Below are 23,973 nucleotides of genomic sequence, written 5' to 3'. Positions count from 1 at the left end.
CAGGCCTCTGCACCCCACTCCGAACGATCCCTTCCCTTTTTAAGCTTAGCCATGCCTGACATCAAAATCCCCGCACTCGGCGAATCTGTCGCCGGAGGTCAAATCGCCAAATGGCACTTCAACAACGGTGACGCCGTGAAAGCCGGTGACATTCTGCTGACCCTGGAAACCGACAAAGTGGCTGCCGAAGTCACGGCCGAAGCCTCGGGCATCCTCACCATTGGCAATAAGGCTGGCGATGACGTGGAAGTCGGTGCCGTCGTCGGTAGCATTGCCGAAGGCGCAGCTCCTGCAGCCGCCGCAGAAGCTCCTAAACCTGCCACCCCAGCAGCCGCCCCCAAGGCTGAAGAAGCGAAGCCTGCCGCTCCCGCACCGGAGGTCAAAGCAGCCCCTGCCCCAAAAGCCGAAGCCGCCCTTGCTCCCAAGCCAGCCCCGGCTCCGGCCCCCGCCAAACCGGAAGGCCGCACCACGCGCAAGAAGATGTCGCCTCTGCGCAAGAAGATCGCCGAGCAGCTCGTCAGCGCCCAGCAGACTGCCGCCATCCTGACGACCTTCAACGAGTGCGACATGACCAACATCATGGCCATGCGTTCCAAGCTGCAGGACAGCTTTGTCAAGACCCACGGCGTCAAGCTCGGCTTCATGTCCTTCTTCGTGAAAGCCGTGGTGGAAGCCCTCAAGGCGGTTCCCTCCATCAATGTCCGCGTAGATGGCGACGAAATCATCCAGAACCATTTTTATGACATCGGTGTCGCCGTCGGCACGGAAAAAGGCCTGATTGTCCCTGTCCTGCGTGACACGGACCAGAAGTCTTTTGCGGACATCGAGAAGGACATTCTCGGCTACGCGGCCAAGGCCAAGGAAGGCAAGATCTCCATCCCAGATCTCAGCGGTGGCGTCTTCACCATCTCCAATGGTGGGGTCTATGGCTCCCTGCTCAGCACCCCTATCATCAATCCGCCTCAGAGCGCCATCCTGGGCATGCACAGCATCCAGCAGCGCCCCGTGGCCGTGGACGGCCAAGTGGTGGTTCGCCCCATGATGTATCTGGCGCTCAGCTACGACCACCGCGTCGTGGATGGCAAAGAAGCTGTGACCTTCCTGATCCGCATCAAAGACTGCATCGAGAATCCGGCCCGGATGCTCGTCGGTGCATGAAATGACACGAACTTTCACGTTCGTTGAACGCGGATCGGTGTTAGGTTCTCTAAGGCAGGGAGAGTGTCTCTCTGCTGCATCAGGGCCTGCACCCATTCATGTCCTCACTCCCCCCCATTCCTCCGCCCAACCCGCGCAGCCCTTTCGTGTGGCTGCGCAATAAGTTCCTGGCGGGCCTAGCCGTGGCATTGCCACTGCTCATCACGTTCTGGATTCTCCAAAGCGCATATCATCTTCTTCATGGCTGGAGCGTGCCCCTGGTGGATTTTATCGCGCGGTTCATCAATGAGCTGACCGGGAAGGTCATCGTTGATCCGAACTCTCCGACCTACCAGCATGTGCTGACCTTCGTGGGATTCATGATCCCCCTCATGGTGTTTTTGGCGCTCGGCGTCATGGCTACCAACGTCCTCGGTGTCCGCGTCGTCACGGCCATGGACAAGCTACTCCTCAGCGTTCCCATCGTCTCCTTCATTTACAAGTCGCTCAAGCAAGTAATCGACGGTTTCAAAGGTCTGGGCGGTCGCCAGAATTTCAAGCGGGTGGTCTATGTGGACTATCCGTCAGGCGACATGAAAATGCTCGGCTTTGTCACTGGCCAGTACCTAGATCCGCAGCAGAACAAGGTCCTCGCTGCCGTCTTCATCCCAGGTGCCCTCAGCCCCATGACGGGTCTTCTCCTGGTAGTCCCCATCGAGCAGGTGACCGATGCCCCGCTGAGCGTGGAAGATGCCATGAAGCTAATCTTCTCTGGGGGTCTCATCGTGCCATCCAGCCTTTCCGCCCCAGCCTCCAAACCGGATATCAGCCCGGCCCCGCTGCCCGTGGCCGAAGAATCGCACCAGCCCGAGGCCGAACCTGAGCTACCTATCGGCCTGCCACGCGCGGAAGATTTTGACTCTGGGGATCCGGACATTCTCAGCGACAGCGAAGTCGAGGCGGCAGAATTGGCTGGCACACATTCTAAAGGTCGGCGTATCCTCAGTGCCCTTTCTTGGCGCAAAAAGTGAGTCTTTGATCACCTGTTTCTCTCTTCAAAGCGAGTGAGCTGACAGCCCGGCAGAAAAACCACCCCCGCCACCACCGCGTTTTCCCGGTTCGCAGATTCCGAAAAACTTTTGTTTTCATGTCATTCTCCCCTGTTTTCCTGAGAACACGCCCCGACTTGAGAAAAAGCTGCGGCCACGTCTTGCACTCCCAGCATTGTCTGCCAAGGATGAGTGCTCCCAACACATGAGCGACCCCATCCGACACGAGTGCGGCATTGCCGTAGTCCGGCTGAAAAAACCCTTGGCCTACTACCAGGACAAGTATGGCACAGCCCTGTATGGACTGGAGCGTCTTTTCGGCCTCATGGCCAAGCAGCGAAACCGTGGCCAGGACGGCATCGGCATCGGCTGCTGCAAGCTCGACATGCAACCAGGTGCCCCCTACATGTTTCGCGTGCGCTCCACCAAATCGGCCGAGGCCATTGGTGAAGTCCTCGCGGACGAGATGAAGGAGTTTGGCCGCATCGCCCGCCGCGTGAATGCTGAGCGGAAGGAACGCCGCGATGAAATGGGCATCGAATACACCAAGTTTGAAGACGATCCGGAAGCCATCAAACGCGAGTTTGAGCTGGCTGGTGAAGTCAACATGGGGCATCTGCGCTACGGCACCAGCGGCGCCTTTGGCAAAGGCAGCCTGCACCCTTACATCCGCCGCAGTACCTGGCCCACCCGCAGCCTCATGGTCATGGGGAACTTCAACCTCACCAACTCCGGTGAACTGAACAAAATCATGATGAAACGGGGCCAGCACCCCGTCTTCGATACCGATACCCAGACCGTCCTCGAAGAGATCGGCTTCCAGCTTGATGAAGCCCACACCGATCTTTACCACACCATGCGGGATTCCGGCATCCCTCTGGAAGACATCACCCGACACATCAGCGAGCAGCTCGACGTGGCCCAGATTATCCGCAAATCGGCTGAACTTTGGGACGGCGGCTACACCATCGCCGGCACCATCGGCAACGGGGATTTCTTCATCATGCGGGACCCCCTCGGCATCCGCCCCTGCCACATGTATGAGGATGATGAAGTCGTCGCTTTCGCTTCCGAGCGTGTCGCTCTCATGACCGTCTTTGAAGTCGGTGAAAACGACGTCCAGGAGCTGACTCCCGGCCATGTCTGTGTCATCAAGTCCTCCGGCACCATCACCACCACCGCCTTTGCGCCGCAGGCAGCCCACCTGCGCCCCTGCTCGTTTGAGCGCATCTACTTTTCACGCAGCAACGATTCCGTCATCTACCGCCAGCGCAAAGCCCTGGGCGAGCAGATGGTGCCGCAGCTCATCGAGTCCATTGGCAATGACTGGGAACACACCGTCACCAGCTTCATCCCGAACACCGCCGAGACCGCCTACCACGGCTTCCTGGACGGCCTGCGTTACAAGCGCCGTCAGGAGGTGAAGGACGCCATCGTGGAGATGGTAAACAGCGGCACCTTTGATGAAACCAAGCTGGACGACCTCATCCTGCGCAACTGGCCCCGGTCTGAAAAGATCGCCCACAAGGACATCAAGATGCGCACCTTCATCGCGCAGGAAAGCGGGCGCGACCAGCTCGTCTCCAGCGTCTATGACATCACCTACGGAGTCGTGACTCCGAATGACAACCTCGTCGTCATTGATGACTCCATCGTCCGCGGCACCACGCTGAAAAAGAGCCTGCTGCGCATCCTCGCCCGTACCAATCCCCGCCGCATCATCGTCTGCTCCACCGCTCCGCAGATCCGTTACCCGGACTGCTACGGCATTGACATGTCGGAGCTGGGCAAATTCATCGCCTTCCAGGCCGCCATCGCGCTGCTGGATGAAAATGGCATGCGCCATGTGGTGAAGGAAACTTACGACGCCTGCAAAGCGGAAGTGAACAAGCCCAAGTCTGAAATGTGCAATGCTGTGAAGGCCATCTATGCGCCCTTCACCGATGAGCAAATCTCCGCCAAAGTGAGCGAGCTTGTCTATCCACAGCACACGACCTGGAAGGGTGACATCCATGTGATTTTCCAGTCCATCGAGGGCCTGCACAAGGCACTTGGGCCTGACTATGGCGACTGGTATTTCAGCGGCGACTACCCGACTCCTGGCGGTTTCTACACCGTGAACCGTGCCTTCATGAACTTCTTTGAAGGCAAAGGCGGCCGCAGTTACGACACCCTGCTCTGATCTTAGCCTGGTTTCTTGCCCCTGCTTTGTGCCAGGGCAAGAAACCAAAAAAGGCTGGCCTAGGGATTCACAAAATGAATCCCATGTTCGGCACTGATCTCCATGATGCGCTGCATGTCCGGCGCACCCGGCTGATTCCAGACTTCAGCACAGCGGGCAAAGAAGGTCTCAAAGCCGGAAGGTGCCGTGGTGATCACCATCTTGGAAACCGTCTCGCCCGTGTTTTTAAAGGCATGTGGGACGTTTCGAGGCATGTAAACAGCCGTCCCCGGCCCGCCCTCCGTCCATTCACCATCCTTCAAAAAGCTCATCTGACCTTCCAGGACATAAAACCACTCGTCTTCCAGGGTATGGTAATGGGGCGGTGGCCCACCACCCGGCAGCGTGATTTCCACCCATTGGGTATAGGCCCCTCCAGTCTGTTCACCCGTGAGGTGAAAGTGCGATTCCTGACCAAAGGCACGGATGACGGAGCCTTGCCCCGCCGGAACAAAAACAGGTGATGTGGACATGATGAAAGGGATGACGGTTCTTAAACGAGCACTGCCGGGCCCCGTTGTCTGGCAGTTTTTCATCCTCCCGAATTCGCACAAGCTGGTTGCCTCTCCGCACCGCCAATGCTCCCCTGTAGCCCCCGCCAATGCCAGACCTTGCCCCCGCCGAACTCCAGCGCTATGCCCGGCATCTCGCCATGCCGGAGTTTGGTCTGGCAGCGCAGAAAAAGCTGAAGGCCGCCCGTGTCTTGTGCATCGGTGCCGGCGGGCTGGGCTCCCCCATCAGCATGTATCTGGCGGCGGCCGGTGTGGGCACCCTGGGGCTGGTGGATCCGGATGTGGTGGAAGTGTCCAATCTGCAACGTCAGCTCCTTTTTGGCCAAAGCGACATTGGTCGCCCCAAGCTGGAAGCGGCACGCGACCGGCTGCTGGACATCAATCCCCACCTCGAAGTGCGGATGCACCGCGAAATGTTCACCGCGGCCAATGCCCGGGAAATCGCCGCCGACTATGACTTGCTGATCGACGGCACCGACAACTTCCCCACGCGCTACCTTTCCAACGACACCGCCGTCTGGCTGGGCAAACCCAACGTCTATGGCAGCATTCTGCGCTTTGAAGGCCAGGTGGCCGTCTTCGCCCCGCATCTGGGCGCCCCCTGCTACCGCTGCATGTCCCCCACCCCGCCCAAGCCCGGCCTGGTCCCAAGCTGTGCCGAAGGCGGTGTTCTGGGAGTCCTCCCCGGCCTCGTTGGCACCATGCAGGCCCTGGAGGCCATCAAACTCATCACCGGCATTGGGCAACCTTTGTTAGGCAAGCTGCTGCATGTGGATGCCCTCAGCCTGCGTTTCCGTACCTTCACCCTTCGGCGGGATCCAGATTGCCCGGTCTGTGGCGAAAACCCCACCATCACCGAACCCATCGATTACCAAGGCTTCTGCGGCATGACACCTCCACCCAACGTCCCCACCATCACCGTTCAGGAACTTCAGGACAAACGCAGCAGGCAGGAGGACCACTTCCTGCTGGATGTGCGCGAGCCTGACGAATACGCGGCCGCCCAGATCGAAGGATCCACCCTCATTCCCCTGGCCCAGATCACCGCGCGTGCGGCGGAAATCCCCCGCGACAAACCCGTGCTGGTTCACTGCCGTTCCGGGGTGCGCAGTGCCAAGGCCGTGGCCGCCCTGCAGGATCTGGGCTACACTCAGGTCTGGAGCGTCGCAGGCGGCATCCTCGCCTGGGCCAAGGAGATTGACCCCACCCTTCCAGCCGCCTGATCACTCTTATGGACCTTTCTTGGATCAACGATTTTCTGCCCACTTTCCGCTGCCCTCACACGCACCAGCCGCTGCGCTGGGCCTTGCCGGAGGATCTGCTGCGCCATGGCCACCCCGCTGAGGAGAAAGCCCTCGTCTGCCAGGATGGCTCGCGGCTTTATCCCATTGACCAAGGCATCCCCGTGCTGCTGCCGCAGGAAGCCGCAAAGTAAAAACTACTCCCCCGCCTTCCAGCCCGGGCCGCGAAGGATGTAGCCCAGCCGTTTCCACCAGGGCAGCGCACTCTGGCGCACATCCCTCAGCATGTCTTTCCACTCATGCAGGACAATGTTTACCGGGCCGCGATCTTCGATCCTTTTCGTTAGGCCATAGCGCACCGGCTCTTCGGGAAGCTCGGCCTGGAAGGTGCCAAAAAGCTTATCCCAAAGGATGAGACACATACCCATGTTCTTGTCCAGATAGCGGCCGTTGGAGGCATGGTGAACGCGGTGATGGCTCGGCGTCACCAGCACATGCTCCAGCCATCCCATGCTCTGGATCCGCTCCGTATGGATGAGGCTGCCGTAGATCTGCGTGGCCGCATACATGAACAGGATGTCCAGCGGCTCAAACCCCAGCCAGGCGATGGGCATAAAGTAAGCCGTCCGGTACACCGGCTGGAATACAGATGAACGGAAACCCGTCGTGAGATTAAACTCCTCCGAGGAGTGATGCGTAACATGCACCGCCCAGAACAGGCGGCAGTGGTGGTCCACAAAGTGCAACACGTAGTAGGCCAGGTCCTGGAGGAGAAAGAGCCCCAGCCAGTAAACCCAGCCTTTTTCCAGATCCATCACCCGGTGGTTCCAGCACCACAAGAGGACTGGAAGAACCAGCACCGCACGCAGCAGCAGGTCCAGGCTGCCATTGAGCGCCGCCATGTAGAAATTCGTCAGCGTCTCCCGGCGGGTATAAGCCCGGATGCCATGGAAATGCGTGACGATGATTTCCAGGAGGATGGCCCCCAGAATCACCGGCACGGTCACCAGCAGCAGCAACTGTTCACGAAACAACTCCATGATGGATTAGGATCGCCCGCCCCTTCAGGCCTGGCGAGATTTGACGTAGGCGAGGATCTTCTGGTCATCCTCACCTGCCGCCCAGACCACACGCAGGAAGTCTGCCGGATGGATGTCATGTTTGGACAAAAAGGCCCGGTCACCGCCACAGCAGAACATCGTGTCCGGGTCCATCTCACCACGCAGCTTGGCGCGGGCCTTCACAATGATACGCGGCAGCCAGACAAAGCCCTCCAGCTCGGCTGTCTTGGCAGGCAGGTCCGCCGGAGTGATGATGTGGGTGCTGGCGACTCCCTTTTGTATCGTCAGGAAGTAATCCCGGCGCACCGCCGCCACCAGCAGGGCCGTGATGGCCGTCGGCTGCTCGCCACCGGAAGTGACGTTGTCTTCCACAAAGTCAAAAAACTCGCGCTCACGATAGCCGATCGCCTTCAGGAAGTCCTGGTCCTCATCGCTGAACCAGCTCTCAAAGTCGTGGTTGCCATCATCGTACTCGTCCACGCAGGCGTCGAAAAGTTCCACGAAATAAGAGTCCCAGATGTAATGCTTCATAAGACTGCACGGATAAACACAGGAGGCCGCATGGGCACGCGAAAGTTTCAAACAAAGCTGAAGAAATGACTTCTCTAGCGGGCACGCTGAAGCCGGAAACTGATGGCAGCCAGCACAAAGGTGGCTGCGATCATCAGGGTGCTCAGGGCATTGATCACCGGCAGGTTGCGGCTGGTCTTCATCATGCTGGCCACCCGCAGCGGCAAAGTTGTGCTGCCTGGACCTGAAACGAAAAAGGTGATCACATAATCATCCATCGAAAGGGTGAAGGCCAGCAGACCACCCGCCAGAATCCCGGGCAGCAGCAGCGGCAGCAAAACCCGCCGGGCCGTCTGCCACCGATTCGCCCCCAGATCCCGGGCAGCCTCCAGAAGCGTCAGGTCAAAATCCTGCAAACGCCCCAGCACCACCATGGTCACATAGCTGACGGAAAAGGTGACATGGGCAATCCAGATGGTCAAAAAACCCGTCTCCACACCCAAAGCCACAAAAAGGGCCAGCAGAGACATGCCCAAAAGCAGGTCCGGCAGGGCCAGGGGCAGCGTCACCAAAGTCTGGTGCGCCCTTTGCAACCGCGACTGGAAACGATGCAGCACCCAGGCAGCCAGCGTGCCCAGCAGCATCGCCGCCCCACTCGCACAGAAAGCGATCTTGAGAGTCAGCCACAGGGATTCCCACACCTCGTCCGCTTCCCACAGCTTTTCATACCATTTCCAGGTGAACCCCTCCCACTCACCGCCAAACCGCGATTCATTGAAGGAATTCACCATTAGCACGGCCAGCGGAGCGTGCAGAAAGAGGAGGATGAAAACGGTGAGCAGTCGCGGGACCATGAACGTGGAAAGATTCACGCGCTGATGCCGCAGCGCAATAGCGACGCAGGGCAGGACAGCACACGGTTCATTTCGTCATAATTCTGCATAATCGCCTGTCTTGGTTGCAAAGGTTCAAGCCCCCGCTAGCGTTCAGTCTGCGAGCGCGTCTCAATTGCACCTTAGCCATGCACGCCCCTTCCACACTTTCTCAGCTCCCTGTCGGCCAATCCGGCATCATCCAGTCCATGCCCACGGGGCGGGCAGGGCTCACACGGCTCCGCGAACTGGGCCTGACCCCTGGAGCGAAGGTCACCATGGTGCGTCGCTCCCCTCTAGGCGAACCGATTGAAATCACCGTACGCGGTTCCCACTTGGCCATGCGCAATCACGAGGCCGCCGACATCTGCATCTCCCTGGCATGAGCGCTGAATTGCCCCTGCTGGCCATCGTCGGCAACCCGAACTCGGGGAAGACCACCATTTTCAACCAGCTCACCGGCCTTCGGCAAAAGGTGGGCAACTACCCAGGGGTCACCGTCGAAAAAAAGATCGGCGAGTGCTACAGCCAGCATGGTAAAAAGCTGCGCCTCATTGACCTGCCCGGTGCCTACAGCCTGAACGCCCGCAGCCCGGATGAGGCCGTGCTGCGCGACGTGCTGCTGGGCCGCCAGGCTGACACTCCCCGGCCCGACCGGGTGGTCTTCATTGCCGATGCGGCCAACCTGGAGCGGAATCTTTACCTTCTCACCCAGGTGCTGGAACTGGGGCTGCCGACCATTCTTGTGCTGAACATGATGGACATCGCCACAGCCAAGCAGTGGCGCATTGACCTGAAAAAGCTGTCGGACGAACTCGGTGTGCCGGTCGTGCCCATGCAGGCGACCACCGGCAATGGCTTTCTGGAACTGAAGTCCGCCATCAGCCGCGAAGACATCCCCCTGCCCCGCTGGCAGTCTGCGCCCCTGCCAGACGACATCCGTGCCGCCCTGCATAGCACCCGTGCAGAGCTGCTGCTGACGGGAGCGGTCAATGACAAGACCACCCTGCTTGAGCCGCTCTACCTGCTGTCCGACCACGATCCCCTGCACGCCGGCATCCGCGATGCCCACCTGGGCCAGATCCAGCGCGGGCGCGACACCCTCAGCGCCACCCACCCGGGCTGGGAAGACCAACTGGTGGCCGACCGCTACGCCAAAATTGAAACCCTGACCGCCCAGGTCCTGCAGCGCCCCGGCCAGGAACTGCCCACCATCACGCAAAAGCTGGATGCCATCCTTCTGCATCCCTGGTTAGGCGGCCTCACCATGCTGGCCTTCCTGGCCTTCCTTTTCTACCTCATCTTCGCCTTTGCTGAGATTCCCATGGGGCTCATTGATGAGGCCTTCGGTGCCTTGGGCACCTGGGTCACGGGCATCATGCCTCCGGGAGACTTGCGCGATCTCATCGTCCAAGGTGCCATCGCCGGGGTCGGCGGGGTGGTCATTTTCCTGCCACAAATTCTCATCCTCTTCTTCTTCATCGGCATCATGGAGGACACGGGCTACATGGCGCGTGTGGCCTTTATTCTCGACCGTTTGATGAGCGTGGTGGGCCTCAATGGCAAGGCCTTCCTCCCCTTCCTCAGTTCCTATGCCTGCGCCATCCCCGGCGTGATGGCCACACGAACAATTGACAGTCCCAAGGACCGCCTCATCACCATCCTCATCGCCCCGCTGGCTAGCTGCACGGCGCGCATCCCCGTGTATGTGCTGCTCATCAGCGTCTTCATGCCAGACACCGTCTCCACCTGGGCCAAGGCGGGCATCATGGTCGGCCTTTATGCCTTGGGCACCCTCGGGGCCTTCTTCTTCGCCTGGGTTTTGAACAAGGGCATCATGCGCGGGCAAAACGCCCCGATGATCTTGGAAATGCCCACCTACAAGATGCCGGCGCTGAAGTCCATCCTCCTTCTTGTGTGGCAGCGGGCCAAGGCCTTCCTGGTGCGTGCAGGCACCATCATCTTCGGCATCTCCATCTTGATCTGGGCCGCCTCCACTTACCCTAAAAACCATGAGATCAGCGATCAGGTGGGCGTCGTCGAAGAGCGCATTGCCGGACTCGAAGCACAGGGAGAAAGCGAGACCGCAGCACCGCAGCTCGAAGCCGCCAAGGCCGAACTCGCCTCGCTCAATTCCCAACACCTGGCGCAGAGTTTTGCAGGTCGCGCCGGTCATCTCATCGAGCCTGCGATCAAGCCCCTGGGTTATGATTGGAAGATCGGCATCGGCCTCATCGGCAGCTTTGCCGCCCGCGAGGTGTTTGTGAACACCATGTCCGTCGTCTATGCCGTGCAGGCCCAGGATGACGAAGACCTCACGCCGGTGCGCGACCGCATCCGCGAGGAAAAACGGGCCAATGGCACAGCGGTGTACACCCCGCTTGTGTGCATCAGCCTGCTCGTCTTTTACGTCTTTGCCATGCAGTGCGTCAGCACCATGGCCATCGTCAAACGTGAAACAGGAAGCTGGGGCTGGATGTGGTTCCAGCTCGGTTTCATGACGGGAACCGCCTACATCCTCTCCCTGGCCATCTTCCAGATCGGCACCGCGCTGGGGTATTGACGAAAAATCAACACTTCCAGACTTGGCAAGGTCTAACCAATGATATGAACGACTGGCAATCTTGGGCAGCTCCCGCCGTGGTCCTGGTGACGGCCTTGTTCTTTCTCGTTTCAGCCCTCAAAGGCCGGAAAAAAGGCGGTTGTGGTGGTTCTTGCGGCTGCTCTCACAAACCCAAATAGACAGCCTGCTAAAGACTGCCCTGCCTGGAGCCTTTCCAATGAAAGCACGCTCCGAATAAGCTCACGACGGCTTCTTATCGCAACGTTCCATCTTTGTCCGTTCAGTTAACGGACTCAGGCGATTGCAGCAGCTTTCCGGCCTCCTGCTACTGACAGAGCCGTCCAAAAGGAAGCCACAAAATGCGGCTTTGCAGGCTTCTCCTGACGGGCAGAAGCCACAAAATCAGCCACGATCTCGGCGTTCATTGGGCGAGCGACGCTGGCATTAAAAGCCTCCATAGCATTCCAACCGAGTGCAAATTCGTTCGGAGTGGCTGACAGATGAGAAGCAGAGTCGAGAGAGGTGTTCATAAAATTGAGAGAGTTTTTTGCAAGGCTGCGATCTTATCAAGGTTGGAAGGTGGTATTCTCCACTATGCTTCGCTGCATTGATTCAAAATTGACAAACGAGTCACAAAAATGAGAATTAAAGACCAAAAGGATGACGAGGTGTGAAGCCTGCATAGCTGCGGCCCTTGGTGCGCCAGCGGGGACCCTCGCTCACCTTGCCACCTGACGTGTCCAGACGAAGGCCGCACACCGTCATGAAAACATGGTCACCAGGTTTCACCCAAATGGTGATGAAACGACCCTCTCCAGGCTGGCCGTATTGAGAAAATCCGACGGAAGTGAGGGGGCTTTTCAGCAAGCCAGCTTTGATCAAGGCGTAGGAGGTGGAGCTGGAGCAATCATAAGCACGATCTTCCACTCGTCCGTGGCCTCCACCGCGGACATAAGGGCTGTTCTGCAGGTGATTCGCAGCATTGATAAGGTATTGGACCTGGCCAGGCAGACTGGCAGAGCAAGAAGCATATTTTCCATCGAAACGGATGAGGGATCCCGCCGCAGGAGCCGTCCGGGCCACTGGCACAGCCCGTGCCACCATCATTTGTTGCTGCTGGTGTGCATGATAGGCTGCGGCTTGCTGCTGCGCATGATAGGCAGCCCAGGCTTGCTGCTGCTGCATTTGAGCGTGGTAGGCAGCCGCCTGTTGCTGCTGCGCGTACGCTGCCTGCTGGGCCGCATAGTGACTAGCAGCATAGCCATTTTGAGCAGAAACCAAGCCGGGGAAAATAAAGGCCGCAAGGAAGAGGGAGAGAGCGGCGAAGGTGGTGGAGGCTGTTTTCATAGCAGTTTTTGCTTTTGATATGGTAATTATATCAAAAACTAGAATCACTGCAATCTCATAATCGTCATTTTCTGGAATTTCTGTAAAATGAGAGGCTTTTTGAGGCCAGGGCGGAGTTTATTATGATTTCAAATAATGATATAAACCACATTAAGCGGTTCATTATCAATATACTAGAACTCAAAAGGTTGTTTTATCACCTTCTTTATCATTTATCATAACCAAAAGATTTTTGGCGCTTGTCATCCACATTTTGGATTCTTATGGCGACTGATTGAAAAGATGAAGGCTCTAAAAAAGACGCTTTTTACCGTTTTTTCCCATTTTGACCGGCTTCAATCCGTCTGCGCCAAGCTTCCCCAAGACTTGTTTCTCATCAGTGCGTGCTGGTGGTGGGGACAGTCTGAAAGACCAGCCCCTTCCACACTACGGCCCTACGTTTTTGCGCCTCTCGGCTCAGCCTGAAGGGGAAATACCCGAATTTGCCGATGTTTGACCCTCTGCGGCTAGGCACAAAAAAGCCCCGCCTCTTGCGTGGCGGGGCAAAGATCGCAGAAATGCGAGACGGAGTCAGATCAGCTCTTGGGCTTGGGGGCTGGCGCATTTTCCGTGAAGGAAGCAATAGCCAGCAGGATGGCCGCAACGACCACACAGGAATCCGCCACATTGAACGAAGGCCAGGGATTGAAGGGCCGGAAGCCGAAGTCAAAGCGGAGGAAATCCACCACGTAACCGTGGAGGAGGCGGTCGGTCAGGTTGCCAAAGATGCCAGCGACCAGGAGAGCCACAGCGGTGCGGCTCAGAATTCCTGGAAAAGCTCCCTTCTTATACATCCAAATGATGAAGGATAAGGCTGTGAGCGAAATGGCCCCGAAGGCGTAGTTGGCATACTCAGTGCCATTAAACATGCCAAAGGCCACGCCAGTATTCGCCGTGTGATGCAGCCAGAAGATACCGGGGATGACTTCCTGCTCGGTCTCATGAAGCACAAAATGCTTCACAATCCATAGCTTCGACCACTGATCGAGGATGTACAGCGGGACGGAAAGGAGAAGCAGGAGACGGATCATGGGAAGTAAAATCGCGGGGCGTGGCTAGGCCGGACCTCTCTCATAGGCAGGCTGGCGGACTTCTCAAGCACTCAGCCTGCCTGATGAGATGATCTTGCGGCCCCCTGTCCCCCGTCCTACTCATTGGCCAAGACGTGAGCAGCCCCAATCTCCAGGACATTGCCGACCAGCTAGGCATCTCGAAGATGACCGTGTCCCGTGCGCTGAGGGGAGAACCCCATGTGCAGCCTGCCCTGCGGACCCGGATTTTGGAGACTGCGGCCACCCTGGGTTATCGGCCAGACCCTGAAATCTCCAAGCTGATGACGCACATGCGGCAAAAGCGAAGGTCGCAGGCCCCTCGCACACTGGCTTTCATCTGGGCTGAAAAGGAGCCTTCAGATCTCGGTTTCTCCTCCTGGTCACAGCAGCTCATTCTCGGGGCACAGCAGCGGGCGGAACAGCTCGGCTTTCAACTGGACGAATTTCATCTCGCCGCCAAGGGGATGACCGGGCGGCGGCTCTCGGGCATCCTGGAGGCACGGGGCATTCCAGGTTTCATCCTGTCACCGCTCATCTCCCGTAGCCGGGGCCACGTCTCCATGCGCTGGGAGAAATTCAGCAGCGTGGTCATCGGCCTGGGCTATGCCCGCCCTGCCCTGCACCGTGTGCATCACCACCACTACCTGGGTATGATGACAGCGATGCGCCACCTGAAAAAACTGGGCTACAAACGCATCGGTTATTATGGGGGCAGCGTGATCAATGAACGGATGTTCAGCGCCTGGTCCGCCAGTTTTCTGGCCCACCATCCGCTACCGCTGAAACAGGCCGAAGCCCTGCTGTGCCTGCGCCGGGAACCCAGCCGCCAGGATTTTGAGCAATGGCTGGCCAAAGTGAAACCAGATGCCGTGATCGAGGGCGGCCACAGCCTGCCCGAATGGCTGGAGGGCATTCCCCTGCCTGAGCAGCCCGGAATCGTCACCCTGGGCTGGAGGGCCGACCGGCCCCAGGTCGCCGGGATTGACCAGCAAGCAGATGTACTGGGTGCGGCAGCCGTGGATTTGCTGGTGGCCCAGGAGCAGCAAAATGAGCGCGGCCTGCCCAAATACCCGAAGATTGTGATGACCGAGGGCACCTGGCGTCCCGGAGAGACGGTGCGCAATCAGCGCGAACATTGATCAAATTCCCAGGATTCGGTATCTTATATGGGGTGCCCGCCACGCGGGGCATACCGGCTGTGTCCTCCCCTTATGAAAAATGTCTTTTGGCTGCTGATTCCGATGGGGGCTGCCCTCGCCTATTTCAGTTCGGTACCGAAAGGCCAGACCTGCTCAGATTGTGGGCCTGTCATTTCTCTTCCCTTCCTGGCCAGCGTATGGTCCGGCCGTGTCTCGATGAAGCTCCCCTACCCAGCTCCCCCTGCCCCTGAAGACTGGCGCAAACTTTCCCCGCCAGACCGCCTTGCCCACGCCCGTGACCGAGTCCAGGCTCCGCTCAATGCGGAATTGAAAAAACAGGGGCTGCGGCTGGGGAATCCCGCTTTTATCCGGGTCTTCAAAGAAAGCCGAACCCTGGAACTCTGGCTGCGATCCAAGCAAGGGTGGAAGCTTTTTCGCACCTATCCCATCGCGGCCATGTCTGGCAACCTCGGCCCCAAGCTCATCGAAGGGGACGGTCAGGCCCCCGAAGGTTTTTACAGCGTGGACAAGGCCGCCCTGAATCCCGGAAGCAACTTTCATCTCTCGTTCAACATTGGCTACCCAAACGCCTATGACCAGCATCATGGCCGTACAGGCAGCTTCATCATGGTGCATGGCAATGAAGTCAGCATCGGGTGCTTTGCGATGACCGATCCGGTGATCGAAGAGATTTACCTTGTGGTCGAGGCCGCCTTGTCTGCCGGTCAGGACAGCACGCCAGTGCATGTCTTCCCCTTCCCCCTCACCCCCGAACGTCTGGCCCAGGCAGCCAGCCATTCATCCGCCGCCTTTTGGGAGGAACTGCGCCCAGGTTATGAGGCCTTCCAACCCACGCAGCCTCTGCCCCGCATCACCGTCCAGGCCGGACGCTACGTTTTGCAGAAGTGAACGGGATCTTGATTGCCGCGCGGGAATCGGCCTGCTAGCACAGTGGTATCATGCGCGCCCTGCAGCTCTCCCAGCCCCGCCAGTTTCAATGGATCGAACTTCCCGAAACCGCGTCTCCCAGCACTGGCGAGGCCTTAGTCGCGATTCGCGCCATCGGCATCTGCGGCACTGACATCAGCGGTTATCTGGGCAAGATGCCCTTCATTGAATTCCCGCGCATCCTTGGCCATGAACTGGGGGTCGAGGTGCTGGCTGTGGGACCGGATGTTACACACTTGCAGCCCGGGGATCGCTGTTCTGTGGAGCCTTACCTCCATTGCGGGAACTGCCATGCCTGCCTTCAGGGCCGAACCAATTGTTGCGAAACGCTGGCAGTTCTGGGTGTGCATTGCGATGGCGGCATGCGGGAGAGGCTCCTACTGCCCGCCTCCAAGCTCCACCCCTGCAATACTCTAGGTTATGAACAACTGGCCTTGGTGGAGACACTGGCCATCGGCTGCCATGCGGTGAATCGGGCAGAGATCCGGCCGACGGAGGATGTACTCATCATCGGTGCCGGCCCCATCGGGCTCACGGTCCTGGAGTTCGCCCGATTGGCCACGCAGCACATCACCGTCCTGGAACTCAGCGCCGCCCGCCGCGCCTTTGTGACGCAGCATTATCCAGGTGTAAATGTGGTGGAAATGCTTCCGGATGAACCCGCCGCCCAAGTGGTCTTTGATGCGACAGGCAATCCACAATCCATGGCCCGGGCATTGCGGCTGGCCCGGTTCACTGGCCGCATTGTTTACGTCGGCATCACCAAAGAACCCGTGCTCCTGGACGATCCCCTGCTGCATCGGCGGGAGCTCACCCTGCTGGCCAGCCGCAATGCCCAGGCAGCGGATTTCCCACGCATCCTTTCATTGATCCAAGAGGGGCGTATCAACACCCAGCCCTGGATCACCCACCACACCGGATGGGAGAATTTGCCGTCCTTGCTGGAAGACCTGATTCAGCCGGGCAGCCAAGCCATCAAAGGCGTCGCCCTACTTCCTTGATCCCAAAGATGGCATCGCCAGTTTCAACTTCTCAGAAAAGTTCCTGATCAAACCGTAAGCTTTAACCGTTCTTCTCGCATGAAAGCCTTCTGCCTATTGCTTTGCCTCCTGTTGACCGCCGCCTTCAGCCAACCGGCCCAGGCTGCCGACAAACCCGTGCGGGTGAAACCCTCGAAAGTCAGCTCCGCCAAATCGCGCGAGCGGGAAAAGCTCTTCACCGAGTGGATGAAGGCGGATGCGATGGCCAAGCTCTCCGATGCCAAGCGAGAAACTGGGGAGCAGATGATCTATTACGAGTATCACGAAGGCAAGGAGGCCTACCGGGCCATTTTCTCCAAGGCCATTCAGTTCAATGGCTGGTGGCGTAGCACCATCTACAGCGAGAAAGAAATGGAGGCCACGGTGAACGACTACAAGACCAAGGGCTATGCGCCTCTCTTTGTCGTTCTGGAAGGCAACTACTACAGCATGATCTTCGTGAAACCCGAGCAACTGGACGCTGCGCGAAAACTCACCCTGGAACTCGGGATCGAACCGCCCGTGGTGAAGTGAGTTTTTCTCCTCGCTTCCCACCACTTCCCGCCCATAAGCTCCCAGGTGGAAGACAAGGATTACAAGGTCAAACTGGAGATTTTCGAGGGCCCCCTCGATCTGTTGCTGTATCTCATCAAGAAGGATGAGATCGACATCTATGATGTGTCCATCGGGCGCATCACCAAACAGTACCTCGACTACATCAACACCTTCAAGATGCTGAATATCGAGGTGGCCAGCGAGTTCATCGTCATGGCCGCCAACCTGATGTACCTCAAAAGCCGCGAACTGCTGCCGCAGACCCAGCAGCCACCTGAAGAGGATGCCGATGAAGAAGACCCGCGCTGGGAACTGATCCGCCAGTTGGTCGAATACAAGAAGTTCAAGGACGTGGCCCAGTTTCTTGGAACCCAGGAAGTGAAAGCCGACGAATTTTTTGCCACAACGCCGGAGTTGCCAGACCTGACGGCCCCCGCACCCGACATCGTTGGGCAAGTGGGCATTTTCGATCTCATCCGCGCTTTTCAAAAGGTGCTGAAGCGCTTCGAAAACTCCACCGACATCCGCGAAATCGTCAGCGACCGCTACAGCGTCGCCGACAAGATTGAGCATCTGCTGGAGGCCATCCCTATGGGGGGACGAGTGCGGTTTGACTCCCTGTTCAGCACTGCCGCCAGCCGGGTGGAGGTCATCGTCACCTTCCTGGCCATGCTCGAACTCATGAAGCTGAATCACCTCATGGTGGAGCAGGAACAGATGCTGGGAGACATCGTCGTCATCAGGCCCAATCTCTAGGGGGCCTATGCTGCCAGATCACTTCTGGCAGGTCGGGCAGTAAAACGTGGAGCGGTTGCTCATCACCACCCGTTTGACGGTAGTAGCACAGGCATGGCAGGGCTGTCCCTCCCGGTCATAGACGCGGAGGGTCTGTTTGAAGTAGCCAGGCTCTCCCTTTTCATTGAGGAAATCACGCAAGGTGGTGCCCCCCATTTCAATGGAGGCCACCAGCACCTCGCGAATGGCCTGCACCAGCTTCGCCAGCCTCGGCCCGCTCACTTTGCCTGCCGCCTTCAGGGGTGAAATCCCCGCCATGAACAGTGCCTCGCAGGCATAGATATTGCCCACTCCAACAACGACATGGCTGTCCATGATGACCGCCTTCACCGGCGCACTGCGCCCACCACACTGCGTCTTCAACAGAGCGACTGTGAAATCGTCCGAAAGCGGCTCCGGCCCCAGCTCGGCTAACAAAGGATGCAACAACGGATCCCCATGAATAAACAGGGCCGCCCCGAAACGCCGTGGATCATGCAGACGAATCTGCATCCCACGGTCTGTCGTCAGCGCAAAGTGATCATGTTTCCGCCACGGAGTGTCAGGGTCCGTCACCCGCAGGCTTCCAGACATGCCCAGATGCAGCAGCAGAGTTCCTTTGGACGAGGTGAAAAGCAGGTACTTTCCCCGGCGCTGGCCAGCGGTGATGCGCTGCCCTTCCAGTTCATGCACCGTCTCCGGCACCGGCCAGCGCAGCCGGGAGTCCCGGACGATGACCTCCCGAATGCTGCGGCCAACGAGGTAAGGGGAGACGCCGCGGAGGGTGGTTTCGACTTCAGGAAGTTCGGGCATGGCAGATCTGGCGGGCAAGGTGCAAGCGATGACCGCAAATCTCAAGCAAGACCGGACAGCAGCCTCACGCCCTCAGCCATCACGGCTTGCCCAAATCCGCTGCGGTCTTGCGTGCAGCCGCTTCCCATTCAGCCTCAGGGGCAGCCCCAAAGGTGGTGACCATTTTCCACGTGCCCGTGAAACCCGCAGGCACCGTCTCATTGCTAAAGCTCTTCAGATAATACTTCCGGTAACTGCCCGGCACATTCCAGATCATGGAAATCGGCTTTCCCTGGGGCGGTGTCTCCAGCAGGCGCGACACCCCATACTGGCCGCTCTTCGGTTCATAGACGGACATCCAATCCACCGGCTCATTGATGTAAAACTTCCGCGCCAGGGCCGCATCGTCGTTCAGGACCCCAGTCATCACTTGACCCGGGTTCGCATCCCGCCCGGCGATGAAGGCCGAAACCGTCGGTGCCCAGGCATGCATGAAATGATACACCAGCTTGAGTGGCTGGGCCTCATCCGTGTGAACGGTGGTGGTCTCGTAAAGACGGTTGTCCCGGATCTCCAGAATGCAGGTGAGATCAAACTGGCGGACGCGCGACCTGCGCTCAAAACGGAACGTGCTGCCTTTCATCTCGGCGGTGGGATTGGCCACAGGCTGACCATCCAGAAAAAAGGCCAGTGACTGCAAGGGCTCCGGCTCATTTTCCAAATGCCCTGTGCCGATGAAACCGACATCTGGAAAGGAAAAGACCGTGCCATAGGCGCTGCGTTCCGTCGTCATGGCCGAGCCTCGAAAGTCAAGACGGCCAGGTGTCCACTGGGAGGCTTGACGCAGCATCACCGTCACCCCCCCGCAGGTCACTTGGATGCTGGGTAGGTCGGGGCCGAGATTGGGCTTGAAGGGCTCTTTGGCGAAAGAGCCGCCGACGATGAGTCCCAGGACGGCAGTGACAAGAAAACGCGGGGAATGAAACATGCCCCAAATGTACGTCACCGAGGGCCGCATCCCTTGCGTGCGGATGCTTTGTATTGACACCCTATTGTGACTTTCAGACGTCCTGCTTCTGCTGCTCGCCCATCGCCTGCTCCAGGGCACGCCAGCCGAGCATGGCGCATTTGACCCGCTGAGGGAACTTTTGCACCCCTTCCAGAAGGATGAGTTCGCCCAGAGCATCCTCGTCCTTCACAGGCGCATCACCCAGCACCACATGGCGGAAGTCTTCCAGCATGGAGCGGGCCTTGGCCCCTTCGGATCCTTTGATCTTCACCGTCATCATGGAGGCACTGGCCTGGCTGATGGCACAGCCCTGGCCGGTGAACTTGATGTCCTCCACCTGCCCTTCCGGGCCAAATTTCACCCACATGTCGATCTCGTCCCCGCAGGTCGGGTTGTCGCCATGGACATGCACACAGTCACCGGTGAGTTCACCGTGATTGCGGGGATTTTTGGAGTGGTCGAGGATAACCTGCTGGTACAGGTCGCGCAGTTCGTCAGAGAGGGCCATCAGGAGAAAAATTTAACCGCCTGGTGCAGGATGTCCATCATCCGGTCCACCTCGGCGCGGGTGTTGTAAAAATAGAAACTGGCACGGCTGGTGCCCGGCAGCTTGAAACGTTTCATCAGCGGCTGCGTGCAGTGATGCCCCCCACGCAGGGCCAGGCCGTACGTGTTGGCATACTCCACCAGATCATGAGGATGGGCGCAGGCCAGGGCAAAGGCGATGAGGGAAGCACGTGGCTGCTGCGGCCCCAGAATGCGGATGCCTGGCAGATCAGACATGCGCTGATAGGCATACTCGGTCAGCTCCATCCCATGTGCCTGGATGTTTTCCAGCCCCACGGCTTCCAGGTAATCAATCGCAGCGCCCAGTCCGATGACATCGGCAATGTTAGGCGTGCCTGCTTCGAACTTGGCCGGCGGGGCCTTGTAGGCAGAGGTTTCGAGCGTCACCGTCGTGATCATTTCGCCCCCCCCTTGCCAGGGCTCCATTTGCTCCAGCAATTCATACCGCCCATACAAGGCACCGATGCCCGTGGGAGCGCACATCTTGTGGCCGGAAAAAGCGTAAAAATCGCAACCGATGGCCTGCACATCCACCGGGATGTGCCCCACAGCCTGGGCTCCGTCCACCAGAGTCATCGCGCCCAGGGCACGGGCCTTGGCGCAGAGTTCGCGCACTGGATTCACCGTGCCCAGAGAATTTGAAATATGGACGCAGGCAAAGACCTTGACCTGCTCATCGAACAACGGCTCCGCCGCAACGAGATCCAGCGTGCCATCTTCCTGAACAGGGATGTGCCTTAAAACCGCACCGCTGCGCTTAGCAGCCAACTGCCAGGGCACAAGGTTGCTGTGATGCTCCATGCCTGTGAGCAGGATGACATCTCCGGGTTTCAGAAACTGCGCAGCCCAGACCTGGGCCACCAGATTGATGCCCTCCGTGGTCCCACGGGTATAAATGATTTCCTCCTCGCGGGCAGCACCGATGAAGCGGGCGATCTTTTTCCGCGTGGCTTCAAAGGCATCCGTCGCCCGCATGCTGAGTTCATGCAGCCCGCGATGGACGTTGGCATTGTCCTGCTGGTAATAGCGGACCAGGGTCTCGATGACCTGACGTGGCTTTTGGCTGCTGGCCGCATTGTCAAAGTACACCAGCGGATGCCCATGCACCTCCTGATCGAGGATGGGGAAATCTGCGCGCAAGTGAAGCAAGTCCATGGGTATGATGTGCCGTATCACCACTGATTACGTCGCGCAAGCCCGCTCAACCGCCCCTGAATCAAAGCGAGGCCTTTTCACTGCGCCGGAATGAAGTCATCAAATACGTCGCCACCCAGCCTTTGTCTTTTGCATCTCACGCTCTTTCCTTTAAGACTGGGGCGGCTTTTCCCATTCATGCGCTACCGTCTGCACGATCATCCGGCTTTTCCGGGATTGTTGTCCAAGGAAGATTTGTTTCTTCTTGTGGAACGGGGATCCCTGGCACGCGGGGATCTGTGTGAAGACACCGTGTCTGGGCGAGATCACACGGTGGGAGATGTGATCGGTGGCATGCGGGCCCCCAGGGCCAGTGCCGGGGCACGGATCGACCGCCCCATGTTTCGGGAATTCCGCGCCGATGCACCCGTTGATGAGGAAGAATTCACTGATGAAGATGACGTCACCGCCCCAGAAGAGGAGACTGAAGTCGTCACAAATGACCGCTACACCCCCGCAGGTGAACTGATCCTGCACGAGTCTCACCCATCATGGCTGGGGGCGGGCAAGGCCCTGTTTCTGGCCCTGCTACTGCTCATCACCACAGCCATGCTGATGAAGATCGAGCCCATTTATGCCCCCATCACCGGCATGGCGGCCCTGACTCTGCTGCTGGTGGTCGGCATCGCACGGGGGACCCGCACCTACCTGGTGACGGAGGAGCGCGTGGAGGTGGTCTGGGGCCTGCTGGGGCGCAGCTCCAGAGAGGTGCGTATCTGCGACATACGCAGCATTGATGTCTATGAAAGCGGCCTCAAAGGACTGCTGGGGCTGGGCACAGTGGACTTCTCCTCAGCGGCCAATGCCGGCATTGAGGTGAAGTTTAGCGACATCCGTGGGGCGCACGAGGTCAAAGAACTGGTGCGCCAACTGCAGCGGCTGACGGATACCGGAATGGACTGAGGTCCAGCCTGGACTCCCTTTTACTTGGAGCCCTGGATGCAATACAGAGCCTTCTCACTCCGCAACAGCAGGCGATCTCCGACAACCGCCGGGCTGCCGTGAAACTGCGATTCATCCCCCGTCAGCGTGTTATGGGCCAGGCGCTCAAACACAGGTTTTGCCGCCAGGACATAGGTGCCGCCCCGGCGTGAAACACAGTAGAGACGATCGCCGATGAGCACGGGAGAGGCATAAAAGGGCTTGCCCCGGCCACGACCGCCGCCGGTATCAATGACCCGTTCGCGGTAGATGTCCTGGCCCGTCTTGGCATCCATGCAGATGGCAAAACCCTGATCATTGACGACATAAAGATGGCCCTTGTGCAGCACCGGAGTCGGCACATAGGAGCTGGTCTTGCTGGTCCACAGGATGTGGGTGGCGGTGACATCCCCCTGCCCGCCCAGCTTAATGGCCGCACTGCCCTGGGTGGGATAACCGCCAAAAAGATAGGCCTTGTCGCCATCCTGGATCAGGCACGGAGAGATGTTCCCAGGCAGGCCATGGGTGGCAAACCAACGCATCTTGCCAGTGTCCGGATTCAAACCCCAGACTTCATCGGCAATCGCAAAGACGAGATCCGTCCGGCCTCCAGATTCCATGATGGAAGGGGTGCCATAGGCCAGATCAATCTTGTCTCCCTTGGCTTTCCAAAGCTGTTTGCCAGTCTTTTTGTCCAGAGCGTAGAGGGCCTGGCTCTCATCCGTGGCATTCACGATGAGCATGTCCTTGTACAAAATGGGACTGCCACCGGAACCCCAACGACGGCTTCCCGAACCAGTGCCTAGAGAGGCTTTCCAGAGCTGCTGGCCTTCCAGATCAAAGGCATAGGCCCCGCTTTTGCCAAAGAAGACATACACGTGCTCACCATCACTGACGGGGGTGTGGGTGGCATAACCATGCTCCGTGATGAACCCCTCATAGGGGTCCTCTTCCGCCGAAGAGGCGACGATGGTTTCCCAGCGTTTGCTGCCATCCGCAAGATTCAGACAAAGAAGATGCCGCTGAAGCTTTTTGGGGTCCTTGGCCTCCGGTTTGTCCCCATAGCCGCTCCAGAAAGTGACAAACACCTTGTCCCCCACCACAATGGGGCTGGATGAACCCGGACCCGGCAGGTCCTTCTTCCAGGCCAGGTTTTCCGTCTGCGACCAGGTCGTGGGCACCGCAACCTCTTCCACCACGGCCGCCCCGTTAGGACCAAGAAAACGAGGCCAATCAGCGGCTTGAAGGCTGGCGAAGGACAGGGCGGTGAGCAAAAGGGGGAGCTTCATGGGGGAGGTGAAACCGATTACGAGGGGAGAAGTTGCACAGCTCCTCTTTCTTCCACGATGCACACCCTTCGACCCCAATGCCTACAACACGGGCCTTGCCACGGACGTTGGTTTGGATAGGGTCGTTGCCATGCCTGATTTTCGATCAAATCGGCATAGTTT

At 58.6% G+C, this 23,973-nt stretch carries 25 protein-coding genes; 13 read left to right on the top strand and 12 right to left on the bottom strand.

The genetic code is table 11. From position 1 onward, the window contains the following. Positions 1–51 precede the first annotated feature (51 nt). The 3 genes from sucB to ABEB25_RS10290 all read left to right on the top strand — a co-directional run bounded on the left by sucB (position 52) and on the right by ABEB25_RS10290 (position 4,368). Positions 52–1,158, top strand: coding sequence for a dihydrolipoyllysine-residue succinyltransferase (gene sucB, locus ABEB25_RS10300; RefSeq protein ID WP_345736319.1), 1,107 nt, complete (start codon positions 52–54; stop codon positions 1,156–1,158). Positions 1,159–1,256: 98 nt separating this feature from the next. Continuing rightward, a complete protein-coding gene (locus tag ABEB25_RS10295; protein WP_345736318.1) occupies positions 1,257–2,168 on the top strand; it encodes a DUF502 domain-containing protein in 912 nt (303 codons plus the stop codon). A 223-nt stretch (positions 2,169–2,391) separates the two neighbouring features. Continuing rightward, on the top strand, positions 2,392–4,368 hold the full coding sequence (locus ABEB25_RS10290) for an amidophosphoribosyltransferase (RefSeq protein ID WP_345736317.1): 1,977 nt from the start codon (positions 2,392–2,394) through the stop codon (positions 4,366–4,368). 59 nt (positions 4,369–4,427) lie between these two features. Here ABEB25_RS10290 and ABEB25_RS10285 read toward each other — a convergent pair whose 3' ends face one another. Then, on the bottom strand, positions 4,428–4,880 hold the full coding sequence (locus tag ABEB25_RS10285; protein WP_345736316.1) for a cupin domain-containing protein: 453 nt from the start codon (positions 4,878–4,880) through the stop codon (positions 4,428–4,430). Positions 4,881–5,008: 128 nt separating this feature from the next. On the opposite strand from ABEB25_RS10285, the gene moeB reads away from it, so the two are divergent. Both moeB and ABEB25_RS10275 read left to right on the top strand, forming a co-directional pair. After that, positions 5,009–6,142: a molybdopterin-synthase adenylyltransferase MoeB gene (moeB, locus tag ABEB25_RS10280; RefSeq protein ID WP_345736315.1), complete on the top strand. Its 1,134-nt coding sequence runs from the start codon at positions 5,009–5,011 to the stop codon at positions 6,140–6,142. An 8-nt stretch (positions 6,143–6,150) separates the two neighbouring features. Next, positions 6,151–6,354: a Trm112 family protein gene (locus tag ABEB25_RS10275; RefSeq protein ID WP_345736314.1), complete on the top strand. Its 204-nt coding sequence runs from the start codon at positions 6,151–6,153 to the stop codon at positions 6,352–6,354. 3 nt (positions 6,355–6,357) lie between these two features. Here the strand turns inward: ABEB25_RS10275 and ABEB25_RS10270 are convergent, their stop codons facing one another. From ABEB25_RS10270 to ABEB25_RS10260, 3 genes are all read right to left on the bottom strand, one after another. Then, a complete protein-coding gene (locus tag ABEB25_RS10270) occupies positions 6,358–7,200 on the bottom strand; it encodes a sterol desaturase family protein (protein ID WP_345736313.1) in 843 nt (280 codons plus the stop codon). Between the two features lie 24 nt (positions 7,201–7,224). Further along, on the bottom strand, positions 7,225–7,752 hold the full coding sequence (locus tag ABEB25_RS10265) for a DUF5069 domain-containing protein (protein ID WP_345736312.1): 528 nt from the start codon (positions 7,750–7,752) through the stop codon (positions 7,225–7,227). A 74-nt stretch (positions 7,753–7,826) separates the two neighbouring features. Next, entirely contained in the window at positions 7,827–8,585 is a 759-nt protein-coding gene (locus ABEB25_RS10260; RefSeq protein ID WP_345736311.1) for an ABC transporter permease, read from the bottom strand. A gap of 167 nt (positions 8,586–8,752) precedes the next feature. Here ABEB25_RS10260 and ABEB25_RS10255 point away from each other — a divergent pair, with 167 nt between their 5' ends. Next, a complete protein-coding gene (locus tag ABEB25_RS10255; RefSeq protein WP_345736310.1) occupies positions 8,753–8,989 on the top strand; it encodes a FeoA family protein in 237 nt (78 codons plus the stop codon). Then, the gene (feoB, locus tag ABEB25_RS10250; RefSeq protein WP_345736309.1) at positions 8,986–11,166 is read left to right on the top strand and encodes a ferrous iron transport protein B; all 2,181 of its coding nucleotides are present in this window, start codon (positions 8,986–8,988) and stop codon (positions 11,164–11,166) included. The genes ABEB25_RS10255 and feoB overlap by 4 nt, the downstream gene beginning before the upstream one ends. Positions 11,167–11,459: 293 nt before the next feature. On the opposite strand, the gene ABEB25_RS10245 is transcribed toward feoB, so the two are convergent. From ABEB25_RS10245 to lspA, 3 genes are all read right to left on the bottom strand, one after another. Continuing rightward, positions 11,460–11,696, bottom strand: a complete 237-nt coding sequence (locus tag ABEB25_RS10245) for a hypothetical protein (protein ID WP_345736308.1) — start codon at positions 11,694–11,696, stop codon at positions 11,460–11,462. Positions 11,697–11,811: 115 nt separating this feature from the next. Continuing rightward, positions 11,812–12,513, bottom strand: a complete 702-nt coding sequence (locus tag ABEB25_RS10240) for a hypothetical protein (RefSeq protein WP_345736307.1) — start codon at positions 12,511–12,513, stop codon at positions 11,812–11,814. A 575-nt stretch (positions 12,514–13,088) separates the two neighbouring features. Further along, positions 13,089–13,583, bottom strand: a complete 495-nt coding sequence (gene lspA / locus ABEB25_RS10235) for a signal peptidase II (RefSeq protein ID WP_345736306.1) — start codon at positions 13,581–13,583, stop codon at positions 13,089–13,091. Between the two features lie 134 nt (positions 13,584–13,717). On the opposite strand from lspA, the gene ABEB25_RS10230 reads away from it, so the two are divergent. The 5 genes from ABEB25_RS10230 (at position 13,718) to ABEB25_RS10210 (ending at position 18,021) form a co-directional block, all read left to right on the top strand. Continuing rightward, complete coding sequence (locus ABEB25_RS10230) at positions 13,718–14,743, top strand: LacI family DNA-binding transcriptional regulator (RefSeq protein ID WP_345736305.1); 1,026 nt, start codon at positions 13,718–13,720, stop codon at positions 14,741–14,743. 72 nt (positions 14,744–14,815) lie between these two features. Then, positions 14,816–15,652, top strand: a complete 837-nt coding sequence (locus ABEB25_RS10225) for a L,D-transpeptidase family protein (RefSeq protein WP_345736304.1) — start codon at positions 14,816–14,818, stop codon at positions 15,650–15,652. Positions 15,653–15,702: 50 nt separating this feature from the next. Then, positions 15,703–16,692, top strand: a complete 990-nt coding sequence (locus ABEB25_RS10220) for a zinc-binding alcohol dehydrogenase family protein (protein ID WP_345736303.1) — start codon at positions 15,703–15,705, stop codon at positions 16,690–16,692. Positions 16,693–16,770: 78 nt separating this feature from the next. Further along, complete coding sequence (locus tag ABEB25_RS10215) at positions 16,771–17,244, top strand: hypothetical protein (protein ID WP_345736302.1); 474 nt, start codon at positions 16,771–16,773, stop codon at positions 17,242–17,244. Positions 17,245–17,289: 45 nt separating this feature from the next. Further along, entirely contained in the window at positions 17,290–18,021 is a 732-nt protein-coding gene (locus tag ABEB25_RS10210; protein WP_345736301.1) for a segregation and condensation protein A, read from the top strand. Positions 18,022–18,039: 18 nt separating this feature from the next. On the opposite strand, the gene mutM is transcribed toward ABEB25_RS10210, so the two are convergent. The 4 genes from mutM to ABEB25_RS10190 form a co-directional block, all read right to left on the bottom strand. Further along, positions 18,040–18,852 (bottom strand): bifunctional DNA-formamidopyrimidine glycosylase/DNA-(apurinic or apyrimidinic site) lyase, encoded by an 813-nt coding sequence (gene mutM, locus ABEB25_RS10205; protein WP_345736300.1) that lies wholly within the window; start codon positions 18,850–18,852, stop codon positions 18,040–18,042. 79 nt (positions 18,853–18,931) lie between these two features. After that, entirely contained in the window at positions 18,932–19,819 is an 888-nt protein-coding gene (locus tag ABEB25_RS10200; protein WP_345736299.1) for a hypothetical protein, read from the bottom strand. Between the two features lie 73 nt (positions 19,820–19,892). Next, positions 19,893–20,348: a Fe-S cluster assembly sulfur transfer protein SufU gene (sufU, locus tag ABEB25_RS10195; protein ID WP_345736298.1), complete on the bottom strand. Its 456-nt coding sequence runs from the start codon at positions 20,346–20,348 to the stop codon at positions 19,893–19,895. Then, positions 20,348–21,562 (bottom strand): cysteine desulfurase, encoded by a 1,215-nt coding sequence (locus tag ABEB25_RS10190; RefSeq protein WP_345736297.1) that lies wholly within the window; start codon positions 21,560–21,562, stop codon positions 20,348–20,350. The genes sufU and ABEB25_RS10190 overlap by 1 nt, the downstream gene beginning before the upstream one ends. Positions 21,563–21,739: 177 nt before the next feature. Between ABEB25_RS10190 and ABEB25_RS10185 the strand changes: the two genes are divergently transcribed. Next, a complete protein-coding gene (locus tag ABEB25_RS10185) occupies positions 21,740–22,504 on the top strand; it encodes a PH domain-containing protein (RefSeq protein WP_345736296.1) in 765 nt (254 codons plus the stop codon). Positions 22,505–22,524: 20 nt separating this feature from the next. Here the strand turns inward: ABEB25_RS10185 and ABEB25_RS10180 are convergent, their stop codons facing one another. Continuing rightward, positions 22,525–23,811, bottom strand: coding sequence for an outer membrane protein assembly factor BamB family protein (locus tag ABEB25_RS10180; protein WP_345736295.1), 1,287 nt, complete (start codon positions 23,809–23,811; stop codon positions 22,525–22,527). Positions 23,812–23,973: the final 162 nt, after the last annotated feature.

Origin of the sequence: Prosthecobacter algae (assembly GCF_039542385.1) — a bacterium.
In the GTDB taxonomy this organism is placed as follows: domain Bacteria; phylum Verrucomicrobiota; class Verrucomicrobiia; order Verrucomicrobiales; family Verrucomicrobiaceae; genus Prosthecobacter; species Prosthecobacter algae.
The sequence above is the reverse complement of the archived record's forward strand: the minus strand, read 5'-3'. Positions and strand labels throughout refer to the sequence as shown.

Bases quoted from the DNA above. Each gene is read 5' to 3' on its own strand.
- sufU (WP_345736298.1), bottom strand. From the start codon at position 20,348: ATGGCCCTCTCTGACGAACTGCGCGACCTGTACCAGCAGGTTATCCTC.
- ABEB25_RS10245 (WP_345736308.1), bottom strand. From the start codon at position 11,696: ATGAACACCTCTCTCGACTCTGCTTCTCATCTGTCAGCCACTCCGAAC.
- ABEB25_RS10290 (WP_345736317.1), top strand. From the start codon at position 2,392: ATGAGCGACCCCATCCGACACGAGTGCGGCATTGCCGTAGTCCGGCTG.
- ABEB25_RS10190 (WP_345736297.1), bottom strand. From the start codon at position 21,562: ATGGACTTGCTTCACTTGCGCGCAGATTTCCCCATCCTCGATCAGGAG.
- ABEB25_RS10285 (WP_345736316.1), bottom strand. From the start codon at position 4,880: ATGTCCACATCACCTGTTTTTGTTCCGGCGGGGCAAGGCTCCGTCATC.
- ABEB25_RS10215 (WP_345736302.1), top strand. From the start codon at position 16,771: ATGAAAGCCTTCTGCCTATTGCTTTGCCTCCTGTTGACCGCCGCCTTC.
- ABEB25_RS10270 (WP_345736313.1), bottom strand. From the start codon at position 7,200: ATGGAGTTGTTTCGTGAACAGTTGCTGCTGCTGGTGACCGTGCCGGTG.
- ABEB25_RS10260 (WP_345736311.1), bottom strand. From the start codon at position 8,585: ATGGTCCCGCGACTGCTCACCGTTTTCATCCTCCTCTTTCTGCACGCT.
- ABEB25_RS10220 (WP_345736303.1), top strand. From the start codon at position 15,703: ATGCGCGCCCTGCAGCTCTCCCAGCCCCGCCAGTTTCAATGGATCGAA.
- ABEB25_RS10295 (WP_345736318.1), top strand. From the start codon at position 1,257: ATGTCCTCACTCCCCCCCATTCCTCCGCCCAACCCGCGCAGCCCTTTC.
- ABEB25_RS10180 (WP_345736295.1), bottom strand. From the start codon at position 23,811: ATGAAGCTCCCCCTTTTGCTCACCGCCCTGTCCTTCGCCAGCCTTCAA.
- ABEB25_RS10265 (WP_345736312.1), bottom strand. From the start codon at position 7,752: ATGAAGCATTACATCTGGGACTCTTATTTCGTGGAACTTTTCGACGCC.
- sucB (WP_345736319.1), top strand. From the start codon at position 52: ATGCCTGACATCAAAATCCCCGCACTCGGCGAATCTGTCGCCGGAGGT.
- ABEB25_RS10225 (WP_345736304.1), top strand. From the start codon at position 14,816: ATGAAAAATGTCTTTTGGCTGCTGATTCCGATGGGGGCTGCCCTCGCC.
- ABEB25_RS10240 (WP_345736307.1), bottom strand. From the start codon at position 12,513: ATGAAAACAGCCTCCACCACCTTCGCCGCTCTCTCCCTCTTCCTTGCG.
- mutM (WP_345736300.1), bottom strand. From the start codon at position 18,852: ATGCCCGAACTTCCTGAAGTCGAAACCACCCTCCGCGGCGTCTCCCCT.
- ABEB25_RS10185 (WP_345736296.1), top strand. From the start codon at position 21,740: ATGCGCTACCGTCTGCACGATCATCCGGCTTTTCCGGGATTGTTGTCC.
- ABEB25_RS10275 (WP_345736314.1), top strand. From the start codon at position 6,151: ATGGACCTTTCTTGGATCAACGATTTTCTGCCCACTTTCCGCTGCCCT.
- ABEB25_RS10255 (WP_345736310.1), top strand. From the start codon at position 8,753: ATGCACGCCCCTTCCACACTTTCTCAGCTCCCTGTCGGCCAATCCGGC.
- feoB (WP_345736309.1), top strand. From the start codon at position 8,986: ATGAGCGCTGAATTGCCCCTGCTGGCCATCGTCGGCAACCCGAACTCG.
- lspA (WP_345736306.1), bottom strand. From the start codon at position 13,583: ATGATCCGTCTCCTGCTTCTCCTTTCCGTCCCGCTGTACATCCTCGAT.
- moeB (WP_345736315.1), top strand. From the start codon at position 5,009: ATGCCAGACCTTGCCCCCGCCGAACTCCAGCGCTATGCCCGGCATCTC.
- ABEB25_RS10200 (WP_345736299.1), bottom strand. From the start codon at position 19,819: ATGTTTCATTCCCCGCGTTTTCTTGTCACTGCCGTCCTGGGACTCATC.